This window comes from Anabaenopsis arnoldii (assembly GCF_028331025.1).
Lineage (GTDB): Bacteria > Cyanobacteriota > Cyanobacteriia > Cyanobacteriales > Nostocaceae > Anabaenopsis > Anabaenopsis arnoldii.
In genome coordinates this window covers 1-20,197 of sequence record NZ_JAQMUH010000111.1, presented here as the reverse complement: position 1 = coordinate 20,197, position 20,197 = coordinate 1, and the positions used below count along the sequence as shown (strand labels likewise).

Here is a 20,197-nt window from a genome sequence, read left to right as displayed (position 1 = left end):
TCTACTATCAACTGCACTAGGCATCCCCCCGTGCCATTGACATCACTTATATAATACCAATGTGCTTTCATTTAGCGATTGCTACACACAGATGCAAGCTCTGCGTAGCGATCGCCTGTGCCAGTTGCGTAAGTCCTATAGATAATCACGAAAGATTTTTTTACATAAATGTTGAGTAACAAATAATTCTCTTACTAAAGTTGTTAATCATGAAAAGCAAAATAAATTCAACTTTCCCAAGAGTGAATGTATTGACCGACAGCAACATATGATACTTTATCTTATGCCATCAGATAACAGATGATTATAAGGTTGTAAATTATATCATAAAATACCCAAATAAACAACCTTGATATTATCTTACTGTTTGAGTAAAACCCATGGCATAGAATTTGTCAGCTTGGGATATCATTTCAACCCTAAGGATAATAATTAAGCAGACCACTCAATCACAAAAGCGAAAGAAGAGATAAGTCTATCTAAAAATTGTTCATATATCTATGGCTAGAAATTGAGTACGCTTAATACAGAAGCTGCTTCTGCAACACGGTTTATCTGTAGGGGATAGTTTAACTAGATAACTATGAGACATATAAAAATGCTCACTAGTTAAATCCACCCCTATTTTTCACCCCTTAAAGTTAATGCTTTTGACATATCATCCTTGTGTGATATCAACGTTTTTATAGAGATAGTAAAAACTGCTCTAACTTCAAGACATTAGATCAAACTACCATGAATGCTCTCAGTACTTCAGCGCCGCGATTTTAGATTTCACTTGACATCATCAATCAAATGTGTATCTAGATGATAGGACTCCAAATTAACTAAGAGGGAAAGGTATGCATCAAATAAATAATAATTGTCACAGCCAAACCACCAAGAAAATTAACACAGAACAAATTGAACAAATTATCAAAGCAATTATTGCTGGAAAGTATTCATGGGCTTGTGTATTAATTTTGCGGTTTTCTGGTTACAATCCCATAGACTACATCCCTTACCGCACCTACATTCGACTACTAAAAAATAATTGTCTAGCTGAAAAATCTAACTCGAAAGACACTGAGAAGAAAGAGGTTTTCGACATTAAGTCAAACTTGATTCGACTCTGAAAACAGTAGGAAGTAGATTTCTAACTTGATATTTTCTGAGTCACCCTATCTCCAGATACATAGTACCTAATGATTTACCCAGTGACTACTGTTAATAGCCGTCTGCAACCGATTCTCAGAGAGATTGTGTGGCATAAAAAGCAAGAAGTAGCGCAAATGCACCAACAGATGTCGTTGGCTTCTTTGCAACGCCAGTTAACGGCTGCGCCAACGGTGCGAGATTTCTTGACTGCTTTACAACAAAATCCTGACAAACCTGGACTAATTGCAGAAATCCAGAAAGCATCACCATTGTATGGTAATATTCGCACAGATTTTGATCCCATAGCGATCGCCAAAGCTTATGAGCGAGGTGGTGCAGCTTGTATATCAGTGTTAACTGAAACTGCATTCTTTCGTGGTAGTTGGGAAAATTTGCGTGCTATCCGCCAGAGGGTAGCATTACCTTTGTTGTGCAAAGATTTTATGATTGACCCGTGCCAAATTTATCTAGCACGAGCGGCAGGAGCAGACGCTGTACTCCTAATAGCAGCTATTCTCACAGATCGGGAATTGCAAGACTTTCTCAGAGTAATTCACTATTTAGGGATGAATGCTTTAGTAGAAGTTCATAACTTGAATGAACTAGACCGAGTACTAAAACTGGATGACATCCGTCTAGTGTTAATTAACAACCAAAGCCTAGAAGATTTTACCATTGATTTGAGTATTACGCAACAATTGCTAGCAGCTAGGCGATCGCAGTTACAAAACTTAGGTGTAATAGTTGTCAGCGAGTCTGGACTATATACAAAGGCTGATTTATGTTTGATGGCTGAGGCTGGTACACATGCGGTTATAGTAGGAGAACCATTAATTAAACAAGAAAATATAGAGCAGGCCGTGCGTTGTCTGGTTAAAGGTGATTAATCAACACCTAAGCCCAGCATGGTATCCCTATCAAAATAACCCGCCCTGATCACCCCTACCTTTTAACGAGAGGATGAAACGCGAGACGACGGGTTTTAACCCGGGGTGTTTCTTATTTTCCCCCCTGACTTTCAATATAGTTTTTAACTACCTCCGTACTGACTTGACCTATTGACGCTACAAAATAGGTCGGTGTCTACAAAGGAGGTAGTTTTTTCAGTTCCGGTAATTCTCTGCTTAAATAAATTATATCCTAAACTTTGCGAGCTAGGATTTTATCCGGCGTAGCAACATCAGTTTAGAATCCCCTAGGTTTCAACCGGGCGAGAAGTCAAATTTGTATAGGTGACTAATATTCGCAATTAAGTAAAACATTTGCAACAAAAGCCTCAAAAATAATATCTACATTATTAGTAATACATCCGAATATTTTGACAGCCAGCCATGAATAAGCAAGTACATGATGAAGATTATCCGTTAAATATCATTTCAGCCGAACAAACTCATACCAAGTACCAAAATCAAGTGCCATGGAAAAAGGTAGTTACTTCTTTATCATTGGTGCTACTGGGATCAGGGATGACATTCGCCGGTGGTTATGTAGCTGGAAACCCTCAGCAAATATCTCAGACGACATCAAACCTAGCAGTAAGTCGAGTCAATGCTGCCATCCCATCACCAACTGCGGCGGGTTCCAACTTCATTACCCAGGTAGTGCAGAAGGTAGGGCCTGCTGTAGTGAGAATTGAAGCATCTCGAACAGTCACCAACCGCTTACCTGCTGCATTTAACGATCCATTTTTCCGCCAATTCTTCGGTTCTCAACTACCAGAACAACAAAACCGCGTAGAGCGAGGTACTGGTTCCGGTTTTCTCATCAGTAAAGATGGTAGTATTCTCACCAATGCTCATGTAGTAGCTGGTGCGGATACCGTGAGAGTTATACTTAAGGATGGGCGGAGGTTTGAAGGTAAAGTTTTGGGAAGAGACGAACTAACAGATGTGGCTGTTGTCAAAATTGAGTCTAACAATCTGCCGACTGTAGAACTGGGAAACTCAGAGCAACTGCAACCGGGCGAATGGGCGATCGCCATTGGTAATCCCTTAGGATTAGATAATACCGTCACCACAGGCATCATTAGCGCCACCGGTCGCAGCAGTAATCAAATTGGCGCACCTGATAAGCGAGTAGAATTTATTCAAACCGATGCAGCCATTAATCCTGGTAACTCCGGAGGACCGTTGTTAAATGCCCGTGGTCAGGTAATTGGGATGAACACAGCCATTATCCAAAGAGCTCAAGGACTAGGTTTTGCCATTCCCATTAACACAGCCCAAAGGATTGCAAAGCAACTAATTAGCGCAGGTAAGGTAGATCATCCTTATCTAGGAATTCAGATGGTAGACTTAACACCTCAAATCAAAGAACGCCTAAACTCAGACCCCAATAGCGGTGTGATGGTAAATGAAGATAAAGGTGTATTAATTATGCGCGTCATGCCTAACTCACCCGCTGCTAAAGCCGGCTTACGTGCAGGGGATGTCATCCAACAACTCAACGGTAAATCAGTCACAGAAGCCAGCAGTATCCAGAAAGCAGTGGAAAATGTTCAAGTTGGGGGAGATGTGCGCTTAGGATTGCGGCGCAATGGGCAAAATATCAACTTAGCCGTCCGAACTGGTGCTTTCCCCACTCAAGGAGCGCAATAAATAGCTGCTTTAGCGCAGCGGAGTATTGCTCATTCCTGAGTCAGTTTCAAACCCTACTGGTTACAGCAATAAAAGCACCAAAGCCCACCAGCAACAGCCTGAAAATCCCAGAAATTTTCAGTCTGTTGCCTCCTTAAGGGGCGGGATGAATGGGTGGCGACTTTAGCCGCCGTCTTAGACCTCTAACCAGTTCGCGTAAAATTTCTGTTTGAGTTCTACCTTCTTGCTCGCAATATTCTTTAAGCAATTCCTTTTCCTCTTGCGTTAAACGAAAAGTTATAAAAATTTCAGGTTTAGGCATAATTAAGATACTGGCTTTTGTGGTATTTTAATTATAGTGGTGAGGGTATTCAACCACTTAAAAAACCCAGAGCCGAGAGGCATAGCACCTTGAAAAATCAAGATATTGGGTTCTACACGCATCATGCTTGTGTAGGTAAAATCTCCCAGCACCAAGTACCAGAAAACCAAAGTTTTATTGCTTGAAACAGTACGGCAGGACACAGGGTATCTGGGTTCACAGAAGGAGCAAAAAGCTTGCGGACAAAACCACCTCTGGTATGGAGGGGTAACCAACTATGGTAAGTGGACTGGATGAAACAAGAATCCCATCGGTTTTAGCTGTGGGAGTGTCAATGACTATTCATGATTGCTAAGTTCCCACTAAATATCTGATAGCAAGGAGTAGTAAAAAAATCCCATATAACTTCTTGATGATCTCACCGCTAATAAATGGCTGATTAGCAAATAATGCTCCAAATAAATTACCAACTATGAGTCCAATGGCGACAATTGCAGCATATTTAAGATTCATGTTGCCGTTGCGATAGTACACTATTGCCCCTAAAATGCCAATGGGCAAAATTTGAGCAGCAATAGAAGTACCAGTGGCAAATTTCTGATCTAGACCAACCAATAACACCATAGCTGGTACCATAATTGCACCACCCCCCAGACCGAACATACCACCAGTTAAACCGGCAACTAAACCAATGGTCAACATTTGAACAACTATATTAGACATATTGATGAATTTTTATTTTTTTTGACATACTCACCGACCTTGAAGGTCGGTGATTATTGACAGTTCACAGTAACTCGCTGGCGAAACAGTCTTACAGTCACTCCCTGTCTGTTTTAGGTCGTGCCAATGCCCCATGCCGACCATTTCTATGTTCTTAGAGGATGTTTGATAAGTCATGATTATAAAACTTTTTCTCCATCGCTCATTGTAGCAAAAGTCTTCAGACCCAAATCAATACCTATGCTTTGGTTTTTGGCAACAGTAATATTGGGTTCAACTTCTACAACGAAGCTAAGAAAATAGCGGTTAGTGCAATCTTGTGAAAATGTATGGACTCTGGATGTCTGGCTGATGATATGGATGGGCAAGTGGCAAAAAAAGTTATATAATCTCAGTGATTGTACTAAATTTACTTATGGATCAATCCCTGAAAGCATAGTAAAGATTTTCTGGTGATTCAGCCGGATTTCCCAAGCATTCTATTACCATAAAAAAGTCTTGAGTGAGGAACAGCAAACAAATGGATGTGAAGCTGATTTTAGTGGGATTGACAGTTATATTCACTTTTGCGTGCCTCTTCTTTGGCACTAAGAATGGATTTTATGATTCGGAAAACTATCATGGTAATGGCTCTGCACATTAAGAATAATCTCTAAAGGCAAAATGAGCGGGTCAGTTGGGCTACCCTTCCTCTATGGATAAACCATGCAGGCTAGGGGTCAGGGGAGTGGCAAACCCAAATATGAGGTCAGAGGGCAGGAAACCATGAGGGATAATCTGTGGGCATCCTCTCGCGTTGATGCTCAGGAGAAGGCTAACGATTTAGACTGTTTGCCCTATAGTGTCCAGCATCATGATGAGGGTGTTTGTTTATTAGTACGAATGGGTCCACACCGGATTCTACTAGATTGTGGATTAGAGGACACTTCATCGTTACTCACCTCTTCAGCTAAGTCGGCAATCCCAGCGGATTTAGTGTTGGTCAGTCATGCCCACCCAGACCACGCCCGAGGATTGCTAGACTTACATCAAACTTTTCCTCTGTTACCTATCTATGCTAGTGAGGTAACAACCAAGTTACTACCGTTAAATTGGCTAGACCAAGATACCAAGACAATTCCTCAGTTCTGTCATGCCTTACCGTTGCGATCGCCTGTGGAAATCCAAGAAGGTCTGGTAGTGGAATTATTTCCTGCCGGACACTTACCGGGAGCAGTAGTAATTTTGCTCACATACACAACAAAGGATCGCTCTTATAAACTACTGTATACAGGGGATTATTTCTTATCAAACTCACGCCTGGTGGAAGGTTTGCGTTTAGAAGAGTTACGGGGATTAGACTTAAATGTATTGATTATTGAAGGCACTTATGGCACATCCCGTCACCCCCACCGTCGCCACCAGGAAAATCAATTGGCGGAGCGGATTAATCGGGCGATCGCCGATGGTCATTCTGTGCTTCTTCCCACACCGGCTTTAGGTTTAGGCCAAGAATTGTTGATGCTATTACGTTCTCATCATCACTTCACCGGACGAAATATAGATATTTGGGTGGATGGTGCTGTGGCTACTGGTTGCGATGCTTACCTGGAAATACTGCCCCACTTACCTCCATCAGTGCAGAACTTTGCTCGCCATCAACCCTTGTTCTGGGATGAGCGAGTGCGCCCCCGAGTCCGGCGTTTGCAGCCAGAACATCGGGCTACTGTGGGTAAGTCTCCCTGTATTGTCCTGACTGACTCTACAGCTAATTTAAACCAATACTGCCAAAGGGAAACAGGCCCTTGGATGATTCTGTTACCAGAAAAGATTGATATAAAACTTAATACAAAATATTCAGCACCCACCAAGGACGAAACTTATCTTCTGGCCCAGCATAGTGACGGGTCTGGGACTACTCAACTAATTCATAATTTGCGTCCCCAGCACGTTGTTTTTGTCCATGGTTCGCCGACATACTTGGCAGATTTGACTGGCTTGGAAGAACTACAAAACCGTTATCATGTCCATTCTCCATCTGCTGGCACTTTTGTAGAACTGCCAATTGGAGACACATTTTTACAACCAGCACCCCCAGAAACCAATTATGAAGGGGAACTTACAGAATTAGGAACAGTCATTACTGTCACCTTACCCGATGCGATTACAGATGATCCCCGTTGGCAACAGTTTGCCGATACTGGTTTAATAGAAGCTCGTTGGCAGGGTGAAGAACTAGTATTGCGAGGATTGTCTGCTAGAGAAGTACTGCACCAAAACAGCGATCGCCAGGCTTGGTGTGATATAGATTGTTGTGGCACTTGCCGACACCAAAGAGGACAAAGGTGTTGGAATCCCGCATCAGTGTTACATAACTTCAAAGTCACCCTTGAGGGATATTGTCCTGCTTTTGAACCCTTGGCTAAAACTTCCTAAAATCTACCAGTGTAGAAACGCCTAATAGTTCTTGTCTTTATCAAGGTAAAACCTTTAATGGTGCTGCGGCTGCACTCACTATCCATTCTACTTTATTATAAGATTCTGTAGATTAATGATTGTCCTCCAACTGCAAGTCAGTTTTTGTCACACGGACTACCCTTTTTGTTTTTCATAGCAATTTACTCCAATCCTATGGACTAACATTAGCAGCTTCCAAGAGTATTTAGCATGATTTATGAGGTTTATCTTTTACAGTGACCAACCCTTATCTCCCGCGCAGACCAACCAACTTAGATGATGATTGCTCAATCATCTTTGACACTTTCCCATTGAGTTACGCTCTATACTATAGGACTAGAGCCAACTTTAGCTTGTATCCCCCGTTGGGAAAACGGGGGGTTTACGCATCACGTTTGGTAACATTGAAGAATCATTGCGTCTCTACTCAGGATTAGATTCGGGAGAATGTTTATGGATACGCTCTGATTCGGGACAATCTTCTGTCATCAGAAACTCTATATTACCGCGTGGTACCGAGGCTAACTTTTGGCTTACAGAGCCAATGCTTTCTAAACGAACCATCTCCTCCCAGGCGCAAACCTCGTCTTCCTCGTCTGTTTCATACCGTAGAGTCACTAAGTCCCCCTCTATATCGAGGATGCGGGCGCGTTCAATCCAGCGTTGCTGGTCCCGCAAGAATACACATACCTCGCGCCCGTCGCAACACAGTTGATAGATCTTGCGGTGTAGCATGTACTGCTTCTACCTTTTTAAACAACGTAGTTAAACCTGTGAAATTTGGGTTTTACCGTCTGACAGAACCTACTACAATCTACCGATGTAAAAATGCGTAATAGTTCTTATCTTGATAAAGGTATAACCTTTAATGGTGCAACGGCTGCACTCCTTATCCCTTTGGCCGCATCGGCATTAGGGGAGAATTTTCTGACAATTCGCCAGCAACTATTGAGATCTCCATAGCAATTTTCTCCAATACCTAAATTCTCCTAACCAAGCTAATATTTTCTCGTGAGTATCTCTTGATTTATGTAAGAAAAAATACTCCAAATTAAGCGGTGAACGCGGTTGTTTGATTTGCTTACTTGTAGTAGTTGGCATTGGTGGGAAATCCAGGAACTTTGCTTTATATTTATCCCTATGTATTTGATCTTAACTCATTATCTTGTCCACCTTAATGCTTTTCTACAACAATTGGCAAACAGTTTTAATTTGAGGCTGTGAAAAGTTCCAGGTGGGTGTGCATCATACCCGATATTTGCTCTAACAATAATGGACGGAAATACTATAAAAACTGACGAAAGTCCTCATCCTGGCGGCTTAATTGCACCCAGTCTAGATTTAAGGAGAGAAATCGTTGCACTAAGCGATCGCACGCCGGGCGTTCAGTAGCATAATGTCCCGCATCAATGAGAATGAGATTGCGATCGCGACTTTCCTGGAACTGATGGAACTTACAATCAGCAGTCAGATAAACTTGAGCATGAGTTTTCACTACAGCCGAAATAAAACTAGCCCCCGAACCTCCTAATACTGCGACTCGGTAAATAGTTTGTTGTAAGTCAGCAGTGGGCGAGAAAATCAAATGAGGAGGAGCGAGTCGAGTTTGAATAGTAGCGAGTAACTCCTGTAAAGTCAGACATGGCCGGAGTAACCCAACACGCCCGTAGCCTAATCCTGGTTGTGTCGCTACTATAGGAGTGGCTTCGTGCAAATCTAGAATTTGAGCTAAAACATCGGCAGTTCCATCTTGTACTTGATCAAAATTTGTATGCGCACTGTAAACACCAATATTGTACCTAAAAGCTAATCTTGCTATTTCCGCTATGGCCTCACCACTACATAAAGACTTGGGAGGACTAAAAATCAGAGGATGATGAGCAAAAATCAAATTAGCATTCAAAGTGATCGCTTCTTGCATTACAGCCAAAGTCGGTGTCAAACAAACCAACACACGGGCTTTTTGATCTAACACCCCCGGCTCAATTTGCCAACCGCAATTATCCCAACTTTCACACCAAGTCGGATTTGCCCATGCTTCAAACCAAGTAATTAAATCAGCAATGTTCACAAAAATACAATCCTGGGAAACTAATTATGTTAAATTCAGTTCTTTAATATTAGTGATTTTATGAAGTTTATGACAGATTCTGGAGTTTTCAGCCACAATGGTAATACTAAACCATACCAGTAACTTGGGAACTCTGAATTGGTAGACAAAGACTAATTTATAGGGGAACACATTGATGCTTTCGACAAACGGCGAATATCAATCTTGGGATATAAAAGAAACAGTTCTGCCAGTAGCGTCAAGTTTAACAGAATCTGAGGATACACTTACACAAACCACTGTCGGGACATTTACTAAGTTTTTCGGTCATTATAGCGACTCAATGGAAATGAATAGCCCAGCCCATAAAGTTGCCGAGTATCTGCAAGCTCATGGTGCATGGTTTTCCCGCTGTGCTGAACCAATGAAAGTAGAACCGTTGAGTGAAAATGCTTATGCTTTAATTATTGGTCGCTTTGGCTCCTTTGGTTATCACGTAGAGCCAAAAGTTGGCTTAGAACTGTTACCTCCAGACCAGGGAATATACAGGATTCGCACAATTCCTGTTCCTGACTACCATCCCCCTGGCTATGATGTAGACTATCAGGCATCGCTACAGTTGGTAGAAAGTACTGATAATGACTCACATAATGGTTTTAGTGAGATTACACGAGTGGAATGGGAATTAGATTTGATGGTTAATCTTCACTTTCCCAAATTTATTCAACGCCTACCCCAGTCTTTAGTCAAATCTACAGGCGATCGCCTACTTAACCAAATTGTCCGTCAAGTCTCCCGGCGCTTAACTCGCAGAGTCCAGGAAGACTTTCATCAATCCCTAGGAATTCCCTTTCCTAGTAATTCTCATCGCAGCCAATAACTTCAAACTCATTAGCCAATAGTCATACTATTGGCTAACGGCTAAAGACTAAGCATTACTAAGAATTCTCTGGACAATTTGCACGCCAGTAATGGCCTGCCATGTAAAAAGCCCTAAAAGCCCGAAATTGAGGGTAATGTGAGTTATACGCGCCCAATTGGCTCCTTTTTGCATGAAAGGAGATAAAGCAGCTGATAACGCAATTAGACCTGTCATTCCCAGTCCGGCTAATAAATGCGGCCCTACGAATAACTTACCGTTATTGATGTAGGTAACGGCCATGCCACCAATAGCACCTGTTACCATTAAAGCTAACAGTACAGACCCTACTTGGTAGTGTTTGATGTTGTATTTACCTTTAATCAGTTCTTTCTTTACATCTCCTTGAGCGCTTCTGGTACGCTGTACTTGTAGCCCCAGATAAGCAGCATACAGGGATAGTGCTAATAACCCCCACATGGTTAGCGGGTGGAAAAAGTTTAGCCAATATTTCACTTCCGGCGACAGTTCCAAATTCATGGTGTTCTCCCCCAATCCTTAAATCTTCATAAAAGTTAGCATAACTCTATTTTCTGTACTTCAAGTTGCCAGGGGTGAAATATATTGCCTTGTTTTTCAGTTTGCCTCTTGCCAAAGTGCTTAAACAATTTCAGACTAAATTGGGGCACTAGATTCACAAAAACTGCCGGGGTGCGTGATATTGATTATGGAAAATAAGGATGTATTGCTGCTAAAGTCGGCTAAAAGTGGCGATATTAGGCATCTGTGCCAGCTGTTAGCTACCGGTGCTCAGGTTGACGTTAGCGATGACCATGGTACTACACCATTAATGTTTGCTGCCAATTCAGGTTACACCGAAATTGTGCGATCGCTATTAGATGCTGGAGCAAATATTAACCTACGCAGAAAACGCTATGGTTTGACGGCTTTGATGTTCGCTGCTAGTAGTCATCAACTGGACATTGTGCAGCTTTTGCTCTCTAGAGGTGCTGATGTCAATGCGATTAATGAAGATGGTAGTACAGCTTTAATGGCAGCTACAGTTAAGGGTGATGTTAATATCATGCAGGTCTTATTAGCTGCTGGCGCTGAGGTAAATATCACAGACCAAGATCATGATACTGCTTTAAAATTAGCTGTTAGATCCTCTAACACAGCCGCCACAAGACTATTAACACAAAATGGTGCAGATGTCAATATCCAAGACCCAGAAGGTGAGACACTTTTGATGATGGCCGCTGACTTAGGAAATTTGGAAGTTGTGCAAGCATTGCTAGCAGCTGGAGCTGATGTGAATCAGGAAAATGAACATGGTGGTACTGCGTTATCAGCAGCAGTAGCAGCAGGACACACTGCGATCGCCTCTGCTTTACTAGATCAAGGTGCCGAAATTAATCTTCAAGATCAAGACGGTGAAACTCCCCTACACTTAGCCGTTGTAGAAGGTTACATTGATGTGGTGCAACTGTTACTAAACCGAGGTGCAGACCCCCAAATCAGAAATCATCTGGGTGATACACCAATACTTGTAGCCGCATTCCAAGGACATAGCCAAATCCTTGACGTATTATTGTGTTCTAGTCAAAAAATCAATAGTACAAGTCTAGGTATACCTTTGATATTAGCAATATCCCAAGGAGATATGGAAACAGTAAAACTGTTACTAGACCACGGTGCTGATGCTAATAGTCTAGGAAATGATAGCAAAACAGCCTTAATTAAGGCAGCAGAACATAACTACACAGGAATAATGCAGTTGTTGCTGGCTAAAGGTGCAAATGTAAATTTTCAGGACTTAGCAGGAGCAACAGCATTGATGTGGGCTGTTGCTCGGGAATATGGAGAGGCTGTACAGATACTACTGCAAGCTGGGGCAGATATAAATCTGAAAAACCGGGGCGGTTATACAGCTTTAATGATTGCGGAATTTAATGGGTATCAGAATATAGCCCAGAGTCTCGAAAAATCCGGCGCACAAGAATAGAGTTTTGTTTAAATCACCGGCAACAGATGCAGTATAGACTTATTATTCCTTTGGTAATGTAGCAACTGCATCTATTCTCCTAGGAAGTATTAATAATTAACAAAACTGACTTTGTTAATAATTAACAAAGTCAGAAATACTTGGAACACTAAAGTATAACAGGCAAAATGTTTCTACTTTCGCGTTTCCTACTGTGCTAGATAAGCTAAATATATAAGATTTAATCCTGAATAACAGTATTATAAAGATCCGTTTCGTGGTATAATCCAGTCTGCCAATTTTATAGTTGATCCCCGTGGATATTTTACAGACATCCTCCACTGTGAAGATAGACCCAATAATTGGCACAATTATTCAACAGCAACATTTCCCCAATTTATGGGTAGGAATTGGTTGTCAGAAGGGTAGTTCGTGGCGTTTGATAGCAACAGCAATAAAACAAGTACTTGCAGAAAATCAACTCCGGGAAAATACCATTGCTGGTCTTGCTACCATCGATACTAAAGCCTCAGAAGTTGGTTTAATAGAACTGTGTCATCTTTGCAATTTTCCCTTAAAACTGTTTCCGTCCAATATTTTGTCTACTGTATCTATCCCTCACCCTAGCAAAATCGCCGCCAAAACAGTGGGAACTTCGAGCGTAGCTGAGGCTGCAGCTATTCTTGCAGCCTCTTATATTACCCCACCTTTGACTAGAAAAGAAGAGTTAGAAATTAGATTATTAGTTCCTAAACAAGTTTTTCGGTTAGAGTCCGAACCAGGGTCGGTAACGCTAGCTGTGGCGACTAATGATCGTTGACCGGAAATAATGGGATACACAACAACGTCCTTCTAGGAGGGCTTTTCTTGATTCCTAATATAGCATTTCCCATGCTCGTGAGGTACAATTTTTTTTAGTTTGAGGGAACACCGGAACACCGGAACAGGGAATAGGGAATAGGGAATAGGGAATTGGTGTGTACTTCATGAGCCTGAAAAAGGCTATATACTCTTTTAAAACTTTTAGCTGCACCCCTCCTAGAGAAATAGCAAAATAACTAGGCTCCATAAAGCTTCTTTATGGGGTTTCTTATAGCCAGCTTGGCCGTATCGACGAATGGAAACCCCTTTGAAAATAGGAGACACTACAAAATTACCCTGAGAAAATAGCTAATTAAGCTAGAAACAATAGTTAAGACAATCGAACCGACTAAAGCAGGCCAGAAACCTTGAATTTCAAAACCATAACCGGGGGTGAGGTTACTTGCTAGCCAAAGAGTTAAGGCATTAATCACAAAGGTAAACAAACCAAAGGTGAGTAAGGTAATAGGAAACGCCAAAATGTTTAAAACTGGTCGAATAAAAGCATTGACTAATCCGATTACCGCTACAGCCACCAGGGATGCGACAAAATCCCTGACGAATAACCCCGGTACAATATTAGCGGTGATCAGCAAAGCCACCGCAGTAACCAGCCAAGTTAGCAAAAAATGTCTCATTGCTTTTTCCTAGAATTTAACTATCTTCGCAATAGTGCTTCCCAGGTAGCACCACCTACCACACCGTCAGCCTCCAGACCATAGTGTTGTTGTGCAGATTTTACTGCTGCTGCCGTCATTATGCCAAAATCTCCATCCACATCGCCAGCGAAAAAACCTAGCTGTTTGAGTTGTTTTTGCAACTGTCTCACTGCTGAATTACGCATTCCTGGACGTAAAATTGGCAATCCTTGGGAGGTATATTGAACACCAGGTATTGCGCCTGGGGGTGGTGAGGCTGGTATGGGCTGAGTAGAATTAATAACTGTGCTGGTGGGTAGAATCTGGTTGGTAATGGGAAAATTTGGCCTCAAGTTGGATGAGGGCTGATTTCCCGGGATTGTTGGTATAACTATTGGCTCCCGGGGGAATAGTCGTTGCCAAGTAATAGAGTCAACAATGCCATCTGGAATCAATTCAACTGCTCGTTTGAATTGAGAAACGGCGGCGGCTGTCCCCTCTGTGTAAATACCATCCACTGCACCTGAGTAGAAGCCTAAAAGTTTTAGAGCCGCCTGTAGTTCTGTGACTGGTTCTCCTTGACTACCAAGCTTGAGGGTAGGACGGCTAATTACAACTCTATTTGTTGCTTGAGCAATTTTTGGGGTAACCACAACTGCGCTGACTGTATCGGAGGTAAACAGTAACAACGTACATGAAAACACAAGTAAATAATAAAACTTATTTTTGTTCAAGCCACGAAATGCTTTTAGTGACTCAAAGTAGTTCCAGATACTTGTTGTCAGCCTCACTTGCATGGACTATATTCCCAGAAACTTATGACGGTCATATTATACTTCCTTCTGTTCAAAAAACAGGTGACACAAAATCAATTGTAATACTTAATACTCCGCACTGGGAAATACAGTTTTAATTGCTGTCTCTTGACCAACTACAGATATATAAGGTTGCTGTAAATATTGACATGCAGAAGCGATCGCATCCTGAACAGTCACAGATAGAATTAATTCTTGAAACTGTTGATCAAAATCCAGACCTAAACCCAGTGTTTCATACCAGCCATAGATTTGGGCAATTTGTCCGTTAGTTTGTTTACCCAAAGCGTACTGTCCCAGAATTTTGTTTTTAGCTGCTTGCAGGTCACTTTCTGATATTTCTGTTTTACAGAGTAAATCTACTTCTGTACGTAGTCCTTCCAGGGCAATGCTGGTATTTTCTGCGGCGGTACCCATATAGACTACAAATGAGCCTGGATACAACCTTGTGGGATAAAATGCCGACACTTCGTAGGCTAAACCCCTTTTTTCCCGTAATTCCACAAACAAGCGACTAGAAAGCCCATTACCTAGGTAAGTAGACAGCAATTTTAATGGGGGGTAGTCTGGACAACTTACCGATGATCCCAAGTAACCCAACATAACTATGGATTGCTGTGTTTCTAAAGGCTGTAGTCGATGCTGGGGTTCTGGGTTAATTTCTGGTAAGTTAAGTAATGGGATCTGCTGTGCAGGAACTTCCCAATCGCCAAATACTTGTTCTACTAGTGTTAGAGCATCTGCTAAGGTGACTCGCCCTGCAATACTAATAACTAGATTATCGGGACGGAAATATGTTTGGTGATAGTCTACTAAGTCAGCACGTGATAAGCTGCTCATTGTGGTTTCATCTCCTAAGACTGACATAGCATAGGGATGGTTTTGATAGACCACCTGGCGCATTTGGCTAAAGGCAATGGTAAATGGCTGTTCTTTTTGAGAGCGAATATTTTGCAGTGCTAAACGCTTTTCTAGTTCTACTTGGGATTGGGGAAATGTAGGCGATCGCAACATTCGCCCAGCCAATGCTAAGATATCAGAGAAATCTGATGTTACGGTCTTCAAAGACAACAAAAAATAATCTGTAGCCGCATCAGCACTCAAGCTTGCTCCCACAGACTCTACTTTTTCAGCAACTTCCCAGGTTGAAAGTCCGTCACATCCCTTTGTCATCACTGCTGAGACCAAATAGGCTAATCCCGCTTGCTCTCGCTTTTCGCAACAACTACCAGCACGGACAAACATCCGCGCCGCTACAATATCCGCAGCAGGATTTTCTGTCACTATGACTACAATACCGTTATTCAATACAGTGCGGTGAACAGGAGAGGCAGATAGGCAAGGTTTCACAATTATTAGGTATTAATTATTGGTAGGTGGTTAGTTGTTTGCGAGTGGGGATGCTAATCAGCAACCGGTTTAAGTATAGTAACTGCATAATTATCAGGTGAAAGCAACTGTTTAGCTAATTTTTGCAGTTCTTGAGTGTTAAATGATTGAATATGCTGAGGATATGCTACTGCCAATTCAGCTTGGGCAATAGTGTTGTAGTATCCATAAAGACCTGTCAACTGATTTGGTGTTTCCGTAGAAAAAGCGTATTCATTACAAACCAGCCTACGTATGCGGGCGAGTTCCCGCTCGCTCATTCCCATGGTTTGCAAATCATTTAAATGACTAAGAATCAGATTTTCCACCTGATATAGCTTTTCCACTTTCAAAAAAGCAGTAATGGTAAATAAACTCGATTCTCTTTGTAAGGAGAAATTACAATAAATTTCCTGGACTAATTGCAATTCTTCTCGTAAATGATGCACCAGTCGGGAAGTGCGGCCTTCTGAGAGTAACACTGCCAATAAATCCAAACCATAGACTGTGTGTAGTTCCTTGACTCCCGGCACAACCCAAGCCATAATTAGGCGGGCTTGTTCTAGACGTGGTAAACAGATTTCTTGCCGCTGAATTCCGGTGATTACTGGTTCTACTATTTCTTCAGCTTGTGGACAGTCCAATGGTGGGGCAAATTCAGCAAATGATTTATTTACGAGTTCCCAGGCTGGCTGTTGAGAAATTCCCCCCACAACTACTACTGTCATGTTTTGCGGTTGGTAGTGTGCGCGATGAAAACAACGCATGGCTGCTGGTGAGTGTTGCATTAGTTCTAACTCACTACCTAGGACTGAGCGCCCGTAAGGATGGTTTTGGTAGATGCTTTGATTGAGGGCTTGGAATCCTATCGCATCGGGATCATCATTGCAGGAGCGAATTTCTTCGAGCACCACATCCCGTTCTCGGATAAATTCATCATCTGGGATCGCGGCATTAATTAGCAGTTCTCCCAAGTGCGGCAGAGTATCTTCTACGTAAGAAGCGGCTGTAGTTAGGGTGTAGTGAGCATAATCATAACTTGTGGCGGCATTACTCACACCACCCCTGGTTTCAATGTGGTGATCAAAAATTCCTGGGGCTAGTCTCGCAGTCCCTTTAAAAATCATGTGTTCTAAAAAATGAGCCATACCGTACCACGGTTTTGGCTCCACTATTGCTCCGGCTCGCACCCAAACGTCAGCGACAACTACAGGGGTAGTAGTAAGTTCCTGATGGATCAGTGTTAGACCATTATCTAGTCGGAGAACCGAGGCTGGAAAAACGTTATGCTTTAGTTCTTGTAACAAGTTTTTGTAGGTTTAATCACAATTTAAGATAGTTTTTACTATTCTAACTCTGAATGATAACGAAATCAGAATTAAATTATACAGATTTATAAAATTAAAGCCCCTAAGTTTTTGCTAACTTGAGGAGCTAATAATTTTAAGTTCACCGCGACGCCGTTTTACCTAAGTTTATGACCTGGTTTAACCAGGTGGGTGCCGACGTTCTTCGTTTTAAGTTTCCAGGTACATGCCCGGTTTACTGCCACGAGACTTGTTAGCTTCCCTTTTCTTTAAAGACATAGATCAAAAAACTTGATGGCAGTCACCAACGTCGTAGTGCAACTAGATTATTATAGCCTTCTCAAACAGGTTGTGTGTTGAGTATGAAAATTTTCTCGTGAATTTGACTGGGAGCCTGAGTAGTTGGATGGACAAATATATCTTTCACCAGCTTTGTCAGTTTTTACACCTGCTGGGGGAACTACAGACTCGTAAGTGTGAGATTTGTCCATATTTGTGATATCTAAACTAAATACCAGATAGATTCTATAGTTTGGGCTATATTAATAATGCTATCTTGGTTTTTCTCATCTAATAACACGGTGACGTGTCCGAGTTTGCGCCCAGGACGTGATTCTGTTTTCCCGTACCAGTGAACGAAAGCTTGGGGAATCTCGGCTAACTTTTGGCGCTGGGTTTGGTAGTCGCTTCTGGAAATTTCATACCCCAGCAGGTTGACCATGACGGCACTAGCACAATGTAAATCAGGATTGCCCAAAGGTAAACCACAAACTGCTCTCAAGTGCTGTTCAAACTGAGATGTTTCACAAGCGTCTAAGGAGAAATGCCCAGAATTATGGGTACGAGGGGCAATTTCATTGACCAATACTTTACCGCTGGGGGTGAGAAATAGTTCAATACCAAAAACTCCCACTACTTCCAAGTTATTTAAGAGAGTATGGGCGATCGCTTCTATTTCTGCTGCTTGGTTGGGTGTAATATCAGCTGGTGCAATCACTCGCCGACATACCTGTTGCTCTTGTTGGGTTTCTACCACTGGGTAAGTCACAACCTCACCTTCTGTGGAACGAGCCGCAATTATTGCTAATTCTCGTTCAAAGGGGACAAATTCTTCTATTAAAAATAGATGTTGACTTAAATCTTTAGTTGTGATGTGAGAATTTAGCTTTTGCTCCAAAGATGCTAAATCATTAATAATGAAAGTCCCTTGACCATCATAACCATGCCGTCGGGATTTTAAAACAAGAGGAAAACCCAGGTGTGCTGTTTGAGACGAGAGATTGTCTAGTTGTTCGAGAGCGAAAAATCGGGGGACAGGTAATCCCAAATCTTGTAAGTAGCAGCGTTGATCATATTTATCTAAAAGAGGCCTTAAGGCTTCTAACCTCGGGCGAAAACAAACATCTTGGTTTTGGATTAAAGATAAGGAATCCAAATCAACAAATTCATTTTCAAATGTGATGACATCAGTCTTTTGTGCTAAAAGCTCTGTGGAAATAGCATCATCAACTGATGCTAAAACAACATCCTCAGCCGTGGAAACCGCAGGATCATTAAGACTCGGAGTTTGCACTACCAATTCTAATCCTAATTTTTTGGACGCACCCCCCATCATCCAGGCCAGTTGTCCACCACCAATTATACCAACACGCTTCATCGACATCCTAGAGAATAACGAGTTTCTACGCCAGTTTTAGAGTTTACACCACTGGCTTTGTGACACAGTTCTTTAATTTGTGCTCTATCCAAAATTGCATCTGTGAAATCCGCACTATTGATATTCACATCAGTAAAGGTGGAGCGTAACAAAAGAGCTTCTGTAAAAATGGCATCGCTTAAATCCGCCCCTGTTAAGTTTACCTGATCCACCATAGCATTAGTTAAATCGGCTCCGTGAAGATTGGCTTGAGTCATCACCGAAGCACTCATCACGGCTCCTCGTAAGTCAGCACCTTCAAAGTTAGCTAATTCCATATTGGCGTTAGAAAACTCAGCCGCTTGTAAAGTTTGTCCTGAAAAATCACGTCTGGCTAATTCTGCATTACTAAATGACATGGGATGAGTCCAATCTGCCCTGGCTGGTGGGGAAGCTTGGCAAAATAGTATAATGCCTAGAATCAATGCTAATCCTTGCTTCCAAAATATATTGGATAACTGTTTTGGGTCCATAACTAATATTGAAAAGTCTTTAATCATCTTTGAGCTTACCCGATAGAATTTTTTGTAATAATCTGTTAAGGGATAAAAAATACTGTTATTACCTGCCATAGGATAACCTACATAGTTGGATAAGTTAACAAGCGATCGCCCCAGTACTGACCTGTGAGTTAGCTGAGTTATTTACAATTCTTGATATTAGCTTATATAAGTAAAGTTTATTGTATTTTGAGTGCCACAGGTAGGAGAGACTGTTAATCTTTTAATTATGTGAGTAGTTAAGCAATTCTTGTTTATCCCAAAGAGCTAGACCGCTTTACATCTGGGGTTCTATATGTGGGGTATTTCCTCTGAGTTCATAATCATTGGTTAACTATTCAGCAAATCTGTCAGCAACTTATATTTACCAACTACACAAATTCTACAAGTCTTAATTACCCACAAGATTATGATTATGACTCATTACTCTGTTGAGTGGATTGAAGCATGGTGCGAAGAAAATGGCTGGACAGAATTATTTGTCGAGCGGCGCAACAGCTATTGGGCTTTTCCGCCTGGCGGGGTAATGCCAGAACCCATTCCCAATCATGTACTTAACTTGATTAAGGCTGAAAGGGGCTTAACTGTTGAGGAAAAAGTATGGTCGGCATCGGCAGTAATTGGTACAATTGTAGCCATATTTTCCACGTTTATATTTAAGTGTCCTATGCCCTTAGTTTTGGCGTTCGCTTTTAACGCCGTCACTGTAGCTCAGTTGGAAATTGAATATGACTAAATGTGGGGGTGTTTTAAAAGTTATGATTACTGTATCAAATATTGTTTGACCCCACCCTCTCCTTACAAGGGTAGGTTTTTAATATGATCTGTGAAGGCAAGACCACCGAAGACAAGGAAGGAAAGTGGACAAGGAAGATTTTATACGGACAATGGTCTTTTAATGGGCTATTTTTCTTACTAAGAATAC

20 protein-coding genes, 1 other RNA gene and 1 pseudogene are annotated in these 20,197 nt (G+C 41.8%); 8 read left to right on the top strand and 14 right to left on the bottom strand.

The annotated features are described in order from the left end of the window. Positions 1–842 precede the first annotated feature (842 nt). The gene (locus PN457_RS10230; RefSeq protein ID WP_271733163.1) at positions 843–1,115 is read left to right on the top strand and encodes a HetP family heterocyst commitment protein; all 273 of its coding nucleotides are present in this window, start codon (positions 843–845) and stop codon (positions 1,113–1,115) included. 69 nt (positions 1,116–1,184) lie between these two features. Next, positions 1,185–2,024: an indole-3-glycerol phosphate synthase TrpC gene (gene trpC / locus PN457_RS10225; protein ID WP_271733161.1), complete on the top strand. Its 840-nt coding sequence runs from the start codon at positions 1,185–1,187 to the stop codon at positions 2,022–2,024. A gap of 112 nt (positions 2,025–2,136) precedes the next feature. Here the strand turns inward: trpC and PN457_RS18470 are convergent. Then, positions 2,137–2,265, bottom strand: a pseudogene (locus PN457_RS18470) (transposase); the annotation flags it as partial. 203 nt (positions 2,266–2,468) lie between these two features. Between PN457_RS18470 and PN457_RS10220 the strand changes: the two are divergent. Next, entirely contained in the window at positions 2,469–3,734 is a 1,266-nt protein-coding gene (locus PN457_RS10220; RefSeq protein WP_271733160.1) for an HhoA/HhoB/HtrA family serine endopeptidase, read from the top strand. A 133-nt stretch (positions 3,735–3,867) separates the two neighbouring features. Here the strand turns inward: PN457_RS10220 and PN457_RS10215 are convergent, their stop codons facing one another. The 3 genes from PN457_RS10215 to PN457_RS10205 form a co-directional block, all read right to left on the bottom strand. Beyond that, positions 3,868–4,035, bottom strand: coding sequence for a ribbon-helix-helix protein, CopG family (locus tag PN457_RS10215; RefSeq protein ID WP_271733159.1), 168 nt, complete (start codon positions 4,033–4,035; stop codon positions 3,868–3,870). A gap of 2 nt (positions 4,036–4,037) precedes the next feature. Then, entirely contained in the window at positions 4,038–4,205 is a 168-nt protein-coding gene (locus PN457_RS10210) for a hypothetical protein (RefSeq protein ID WP_271733158.1), read from the bottom strand. Positions 4,206–4,386: 181 nt separating this feature from the next. Continuing rightward, positions 4,387–4,758: a sulfite exporter TauE/SafE family protein gene (locus PN457_RS10205; RefSeq protein WP_271733157.1), complete on the bottom strand. Its 372-nt coding sequence runs from the start codon at positions 4,756–4,758 to the stop codon at positions 4,387–4,389. A 765-nt stretch (positions 4,759–5,523) separates the two neighbouring features. On the opposite strand from PN457_RS10205, the gene PN457_RS10200 reads away from it, so the two are divergent. Beyond that, on the top strand, positions 5,524–7,173 hold the full coding sequence (locus PN457_RS10200; RefSeq protein WP_271733155.1) for an MBL fold metallo-hydrolase: 1,650 nt from the start codon (positions 5,524–5,526) through the stop codon (positions 7,171–7,173). Between the two features lie 444 nt (positions 7,174–7,617). On the opposite strand, the gene PN457_RS10195 is transcribed toward PN457_RS10200, so the two are convergent. After that, on the bottom strand, positions 7,618–7,929 hold the full coding sequence (locus PN457_RS10195) for a DUF6679 family protein (protein ID WP_271733154.1): 312 nt from the start codon (positions 7,927–7,929) through the stop codon (positions 7,618–7,620). 550 nt (positions 7,930–8,479) lie between these two features. Next, positions 8,480–9,265 (bottom strand): Nif3-like dinuclear metal center hexameric protein, encoded by a 786-nt coding sequence (locus tag PN457_RS10190; RefSeq protein WP_271733153.1) that lies wholly within the window; start codon positions 9,263–9,265, stop codon positions 8,480–8,482. Positions 9,266–9,440: 175 nt separating this feature from the next. Here PN457_RS10190 and PN457_RS10185 point away from each other — a divergent pair, with 175 nt between their 5' ends. Continuing rightward, entirely contained in the window at positions 9,441–10,124 is a 684-nt protein-coding gene (locus PN457_RS10185; RefSeq protein ID WP_271733151.1) for a DUF1997 domain-containing protein, read from the top strand. A gap of 48 nt (positions 10,125–10,172) precedes the next feature. Here PN457_RS10185 and PN457_RS10180 read toward each other — a convergent pair whose 3' ends face one another. After that, positions 10,173–10,643, bottom strand: coding sequence for a DUF4079 domain-containing protein (locus PN457_RS10180; RefSeq protein WP_271733150.1), 471 nt, complete (start codon positions 10,641–10,643; stop codon positions 10,173–10,175). A 187-nt stretch (positions 10,644–10,830) separates the two neighbouring features. On the opposite strand from PN457_RS10180, the gene PN457_RS10175 reads away from it, so the two are divergent. Both PN457_RS10175 and PN457_RS10170 read left to right on the top strand, forming a co-directional pair. Then, entirely contained in the window at positions 10,831–12,108 is a 1,278-nt protein-coding gene (locus PN457_RS10175; protein WP_271733148.1) for an ankyrin repeat domain-containing protein, read from the top strand. A gap of 322 nt (positions 12,109–12,430) precedes the next feature. Further along, positions 12,431–12,907 carry a cobalamin biosynthesis protein gene (locus PN457_RS10170; protein ID WP_271733147.1) on the top strand — a complete coding sequence of 159 codons (477 nt, stop codon included), beginning with the start codon at positions 12,431–12,433 and terminating at the stop codon, positions 12,905–12,907. Between the two features lie 325 nt (positions 12,908–13,232). Here PN457_RS10170 and PN457_RS10160 read toward each other — a convergent pair whose 3' ends face one another. The 7 genes from PN457_RS10160 to PN457_RS10130 all read right to left on the bottom strand — a co-directional run bounded on the left by PN457_RS10160 (position 13,233) and on the right by PN457_RS10130 (position 19,245). Then, positions 13,233–13,586 carry a phage holin family protein gene (locus tag PN457_RS10160; RefSeq protein WP_271733145.1) on the bottom strand — a complete coding sequence of 118 codons (354 nt, stop codon included), beginning with the start codon at positions 13,584–13,586 and terminating at the stop codon, positions 13,233–13,235. Positions 13,587–13,606: 20 nt separating this feature from the next. Further along, on the bottom strand, positions 13,607–14,290 hold the full coding sequence (locus PN457_RS10155; RefSeq protein WP_425332778.1) for a peptidoglycan-binding domain-containing protein: 684 nt from the start codon (positions 14,288–14,290) through the stop codon (positions 13,607–13,609). Positions 14,291–14,467: 177 nt separating this feature from the next. Next, positions 14,468–15,751 (bottom strand): M16 family metallopeptidase, encoded by a 1,284-nt coding sequence (locus PN457_RS10150; protein WP_271733141.1) that lies wholly within the window; start codon positions 15,749–15,751, stop codon positions 14,468–14,470. Positions 15,752–15,804: 53 nt separating this feature from the next. Next, positions 15,805–17,076: a M16 family metallopeptidase gene (locus tag PN457_RS10145; protein WP_271733139.1), complete on the bottom strand. Its 1,272-nt coding sequence runs from the start codon at positions 17,074–17,076 to the stop codon at positions 15,805–15,807. Positions 17,077–17,214: 138 nt separating this feature from the next. Next, positions 17,215–17,398, bottom strand: a non-coding RNA gene (ssrS, locus tag PN457_RS10140) — 6S RNA. Positions 17,399–17,578: 180 nt separating this feature from the next. Then, positions 17,579–18,733, bottom strand: coding sequence for a 5-(carboxyamino)imidazole ribonucleotide synthase (locus PN457_RS10135; RefSeq protein WP_271733137.1), 1,155 nt, complete (start codon positions 18,731–18,733; stop codon positions 17,579–17,581). Then, positions 18,730–19,245, bottom strand: coding sequence for a pentapeptide repeat-containing protein (locus PN457_RS10130; RefSeq protein ID WP_417006598.1), 516 nt, complete (start codon positions 19,243–19,245; stop codon positions 18,730–18,732). Before PN457_RS10130 ends, PN457_RS10135 begins: the two co-directional genes overlap by 4 nt. 439 nt (positions 19,246–19,684) lie before the next feature. On the opposite strand from PN457_RS10130, the gene PN457_RS10125 reads away from it, so the two are divergent. Then, positions 19,685–20,008: a slr1957 family protein gene (locus tag PN457_RS10125; protein WP_465248709.1), complete on the top strand. Its 324-nt coding sequence runs from the start codon at positions 19,685–19,687 to the stop codon at positions 20,006–20,008. Positions 20,009–20,197: the final 189 nt, after the last annotated feature.

Excerpts from the sequence above, each read along its gene's own strand:
- PN457_RS10230 (WP_271733163.1), top strand. The coding sequence starts at position 843 with ATGCATCAAATAAATAATAATTGTCACAGCCAAACCACCAAGAAAATT.
- trpC (WP_271733161.1), top strand. The coding sequence starts at position 1,185 with ATGATTTACCCAGTGACTACTGTTAATAGCCGTCTGCAACCGATTCTC.
- PN457_RS10220 (WP_271733160.1), top strand. The coding sequence starts at position 2,469 with ATGAATAAGCAAGTACATGATGAAGATTATCCGTTAAATATCATTTCA.
- PN457_RS10215 (WP_271733159.1), bottom strand. The coding sequence starts at position 4,035 with ATGCCTAAACCTGAAATTTTTATAACTTTTCGTTTAACGCAAGAGGAA.
- PN457_RS10205 (WP_271733157.1), bottom strand. The coding sequence starts at position 4,758 with ATGTCTAATATAGTTGTTCAAATGTTGACCATTGGTTTAGTTGCCGGT.
- PN457_RS10200 (WP_271733155.1), top strand. The coding sequence starts at position 5,524 with ATGAGGGATAATCTGTGGGCATCCTCTCGCGTTGATGCTCAGGAGAAG.
- PN457_RS10195 (WP_271733154.1), bottom strand. The coding sequence starts at position 7,929 with ATGCTACACCGCAAGATCTATCAACTGTGTTGCGACGGGCGCGAGGTA.
- PN457_RS10185 (WP_271733151.1), top strand. The coding sequence starts at position 9,441 with ATGCTTTCGACAAACGGCGAATATCAATCTTGGGATATAAAAGAAACA.
- PN457_RS10180 (WP_271733150.1), bottom strand. The coding sequence starts at position 10,643 with ATGAATTTGGAACTGTCGCCGGAAGTGAAATATTGGCTAAACTTTTTC.
- PN457_RS10175 (WP_271733148.1), top strand. The coding sequence starts at position 10,831 with ATGGAAAATAAGGATGTATTGCTGCTAAAGTCGGCTAAAAGTGGCGAT.
- PN457_RS10160 (WP_271733145.1), bottom strand. The coding sequence starts at position 13,586 with ATGAGACATTTTTTGCTAACTTGGCTGGTTACTGCGGTGGCTTTGCTG.
- PN457_RS10135 (WP_271733137.1), bottom strand. The coding sequence starts at position 18,733 with ATGAAGCGTGTTGGTATAATTGGTGGTGGACAACTGGCCTGGATGATG.
- PN457_RS10130 (WP_417006598.1), bottom strand. The coding sequence starts at position 19,245 with ATGGACCCAAAACAGTTATCCAATATATTTTGGAAGCAAGGATTAGCA.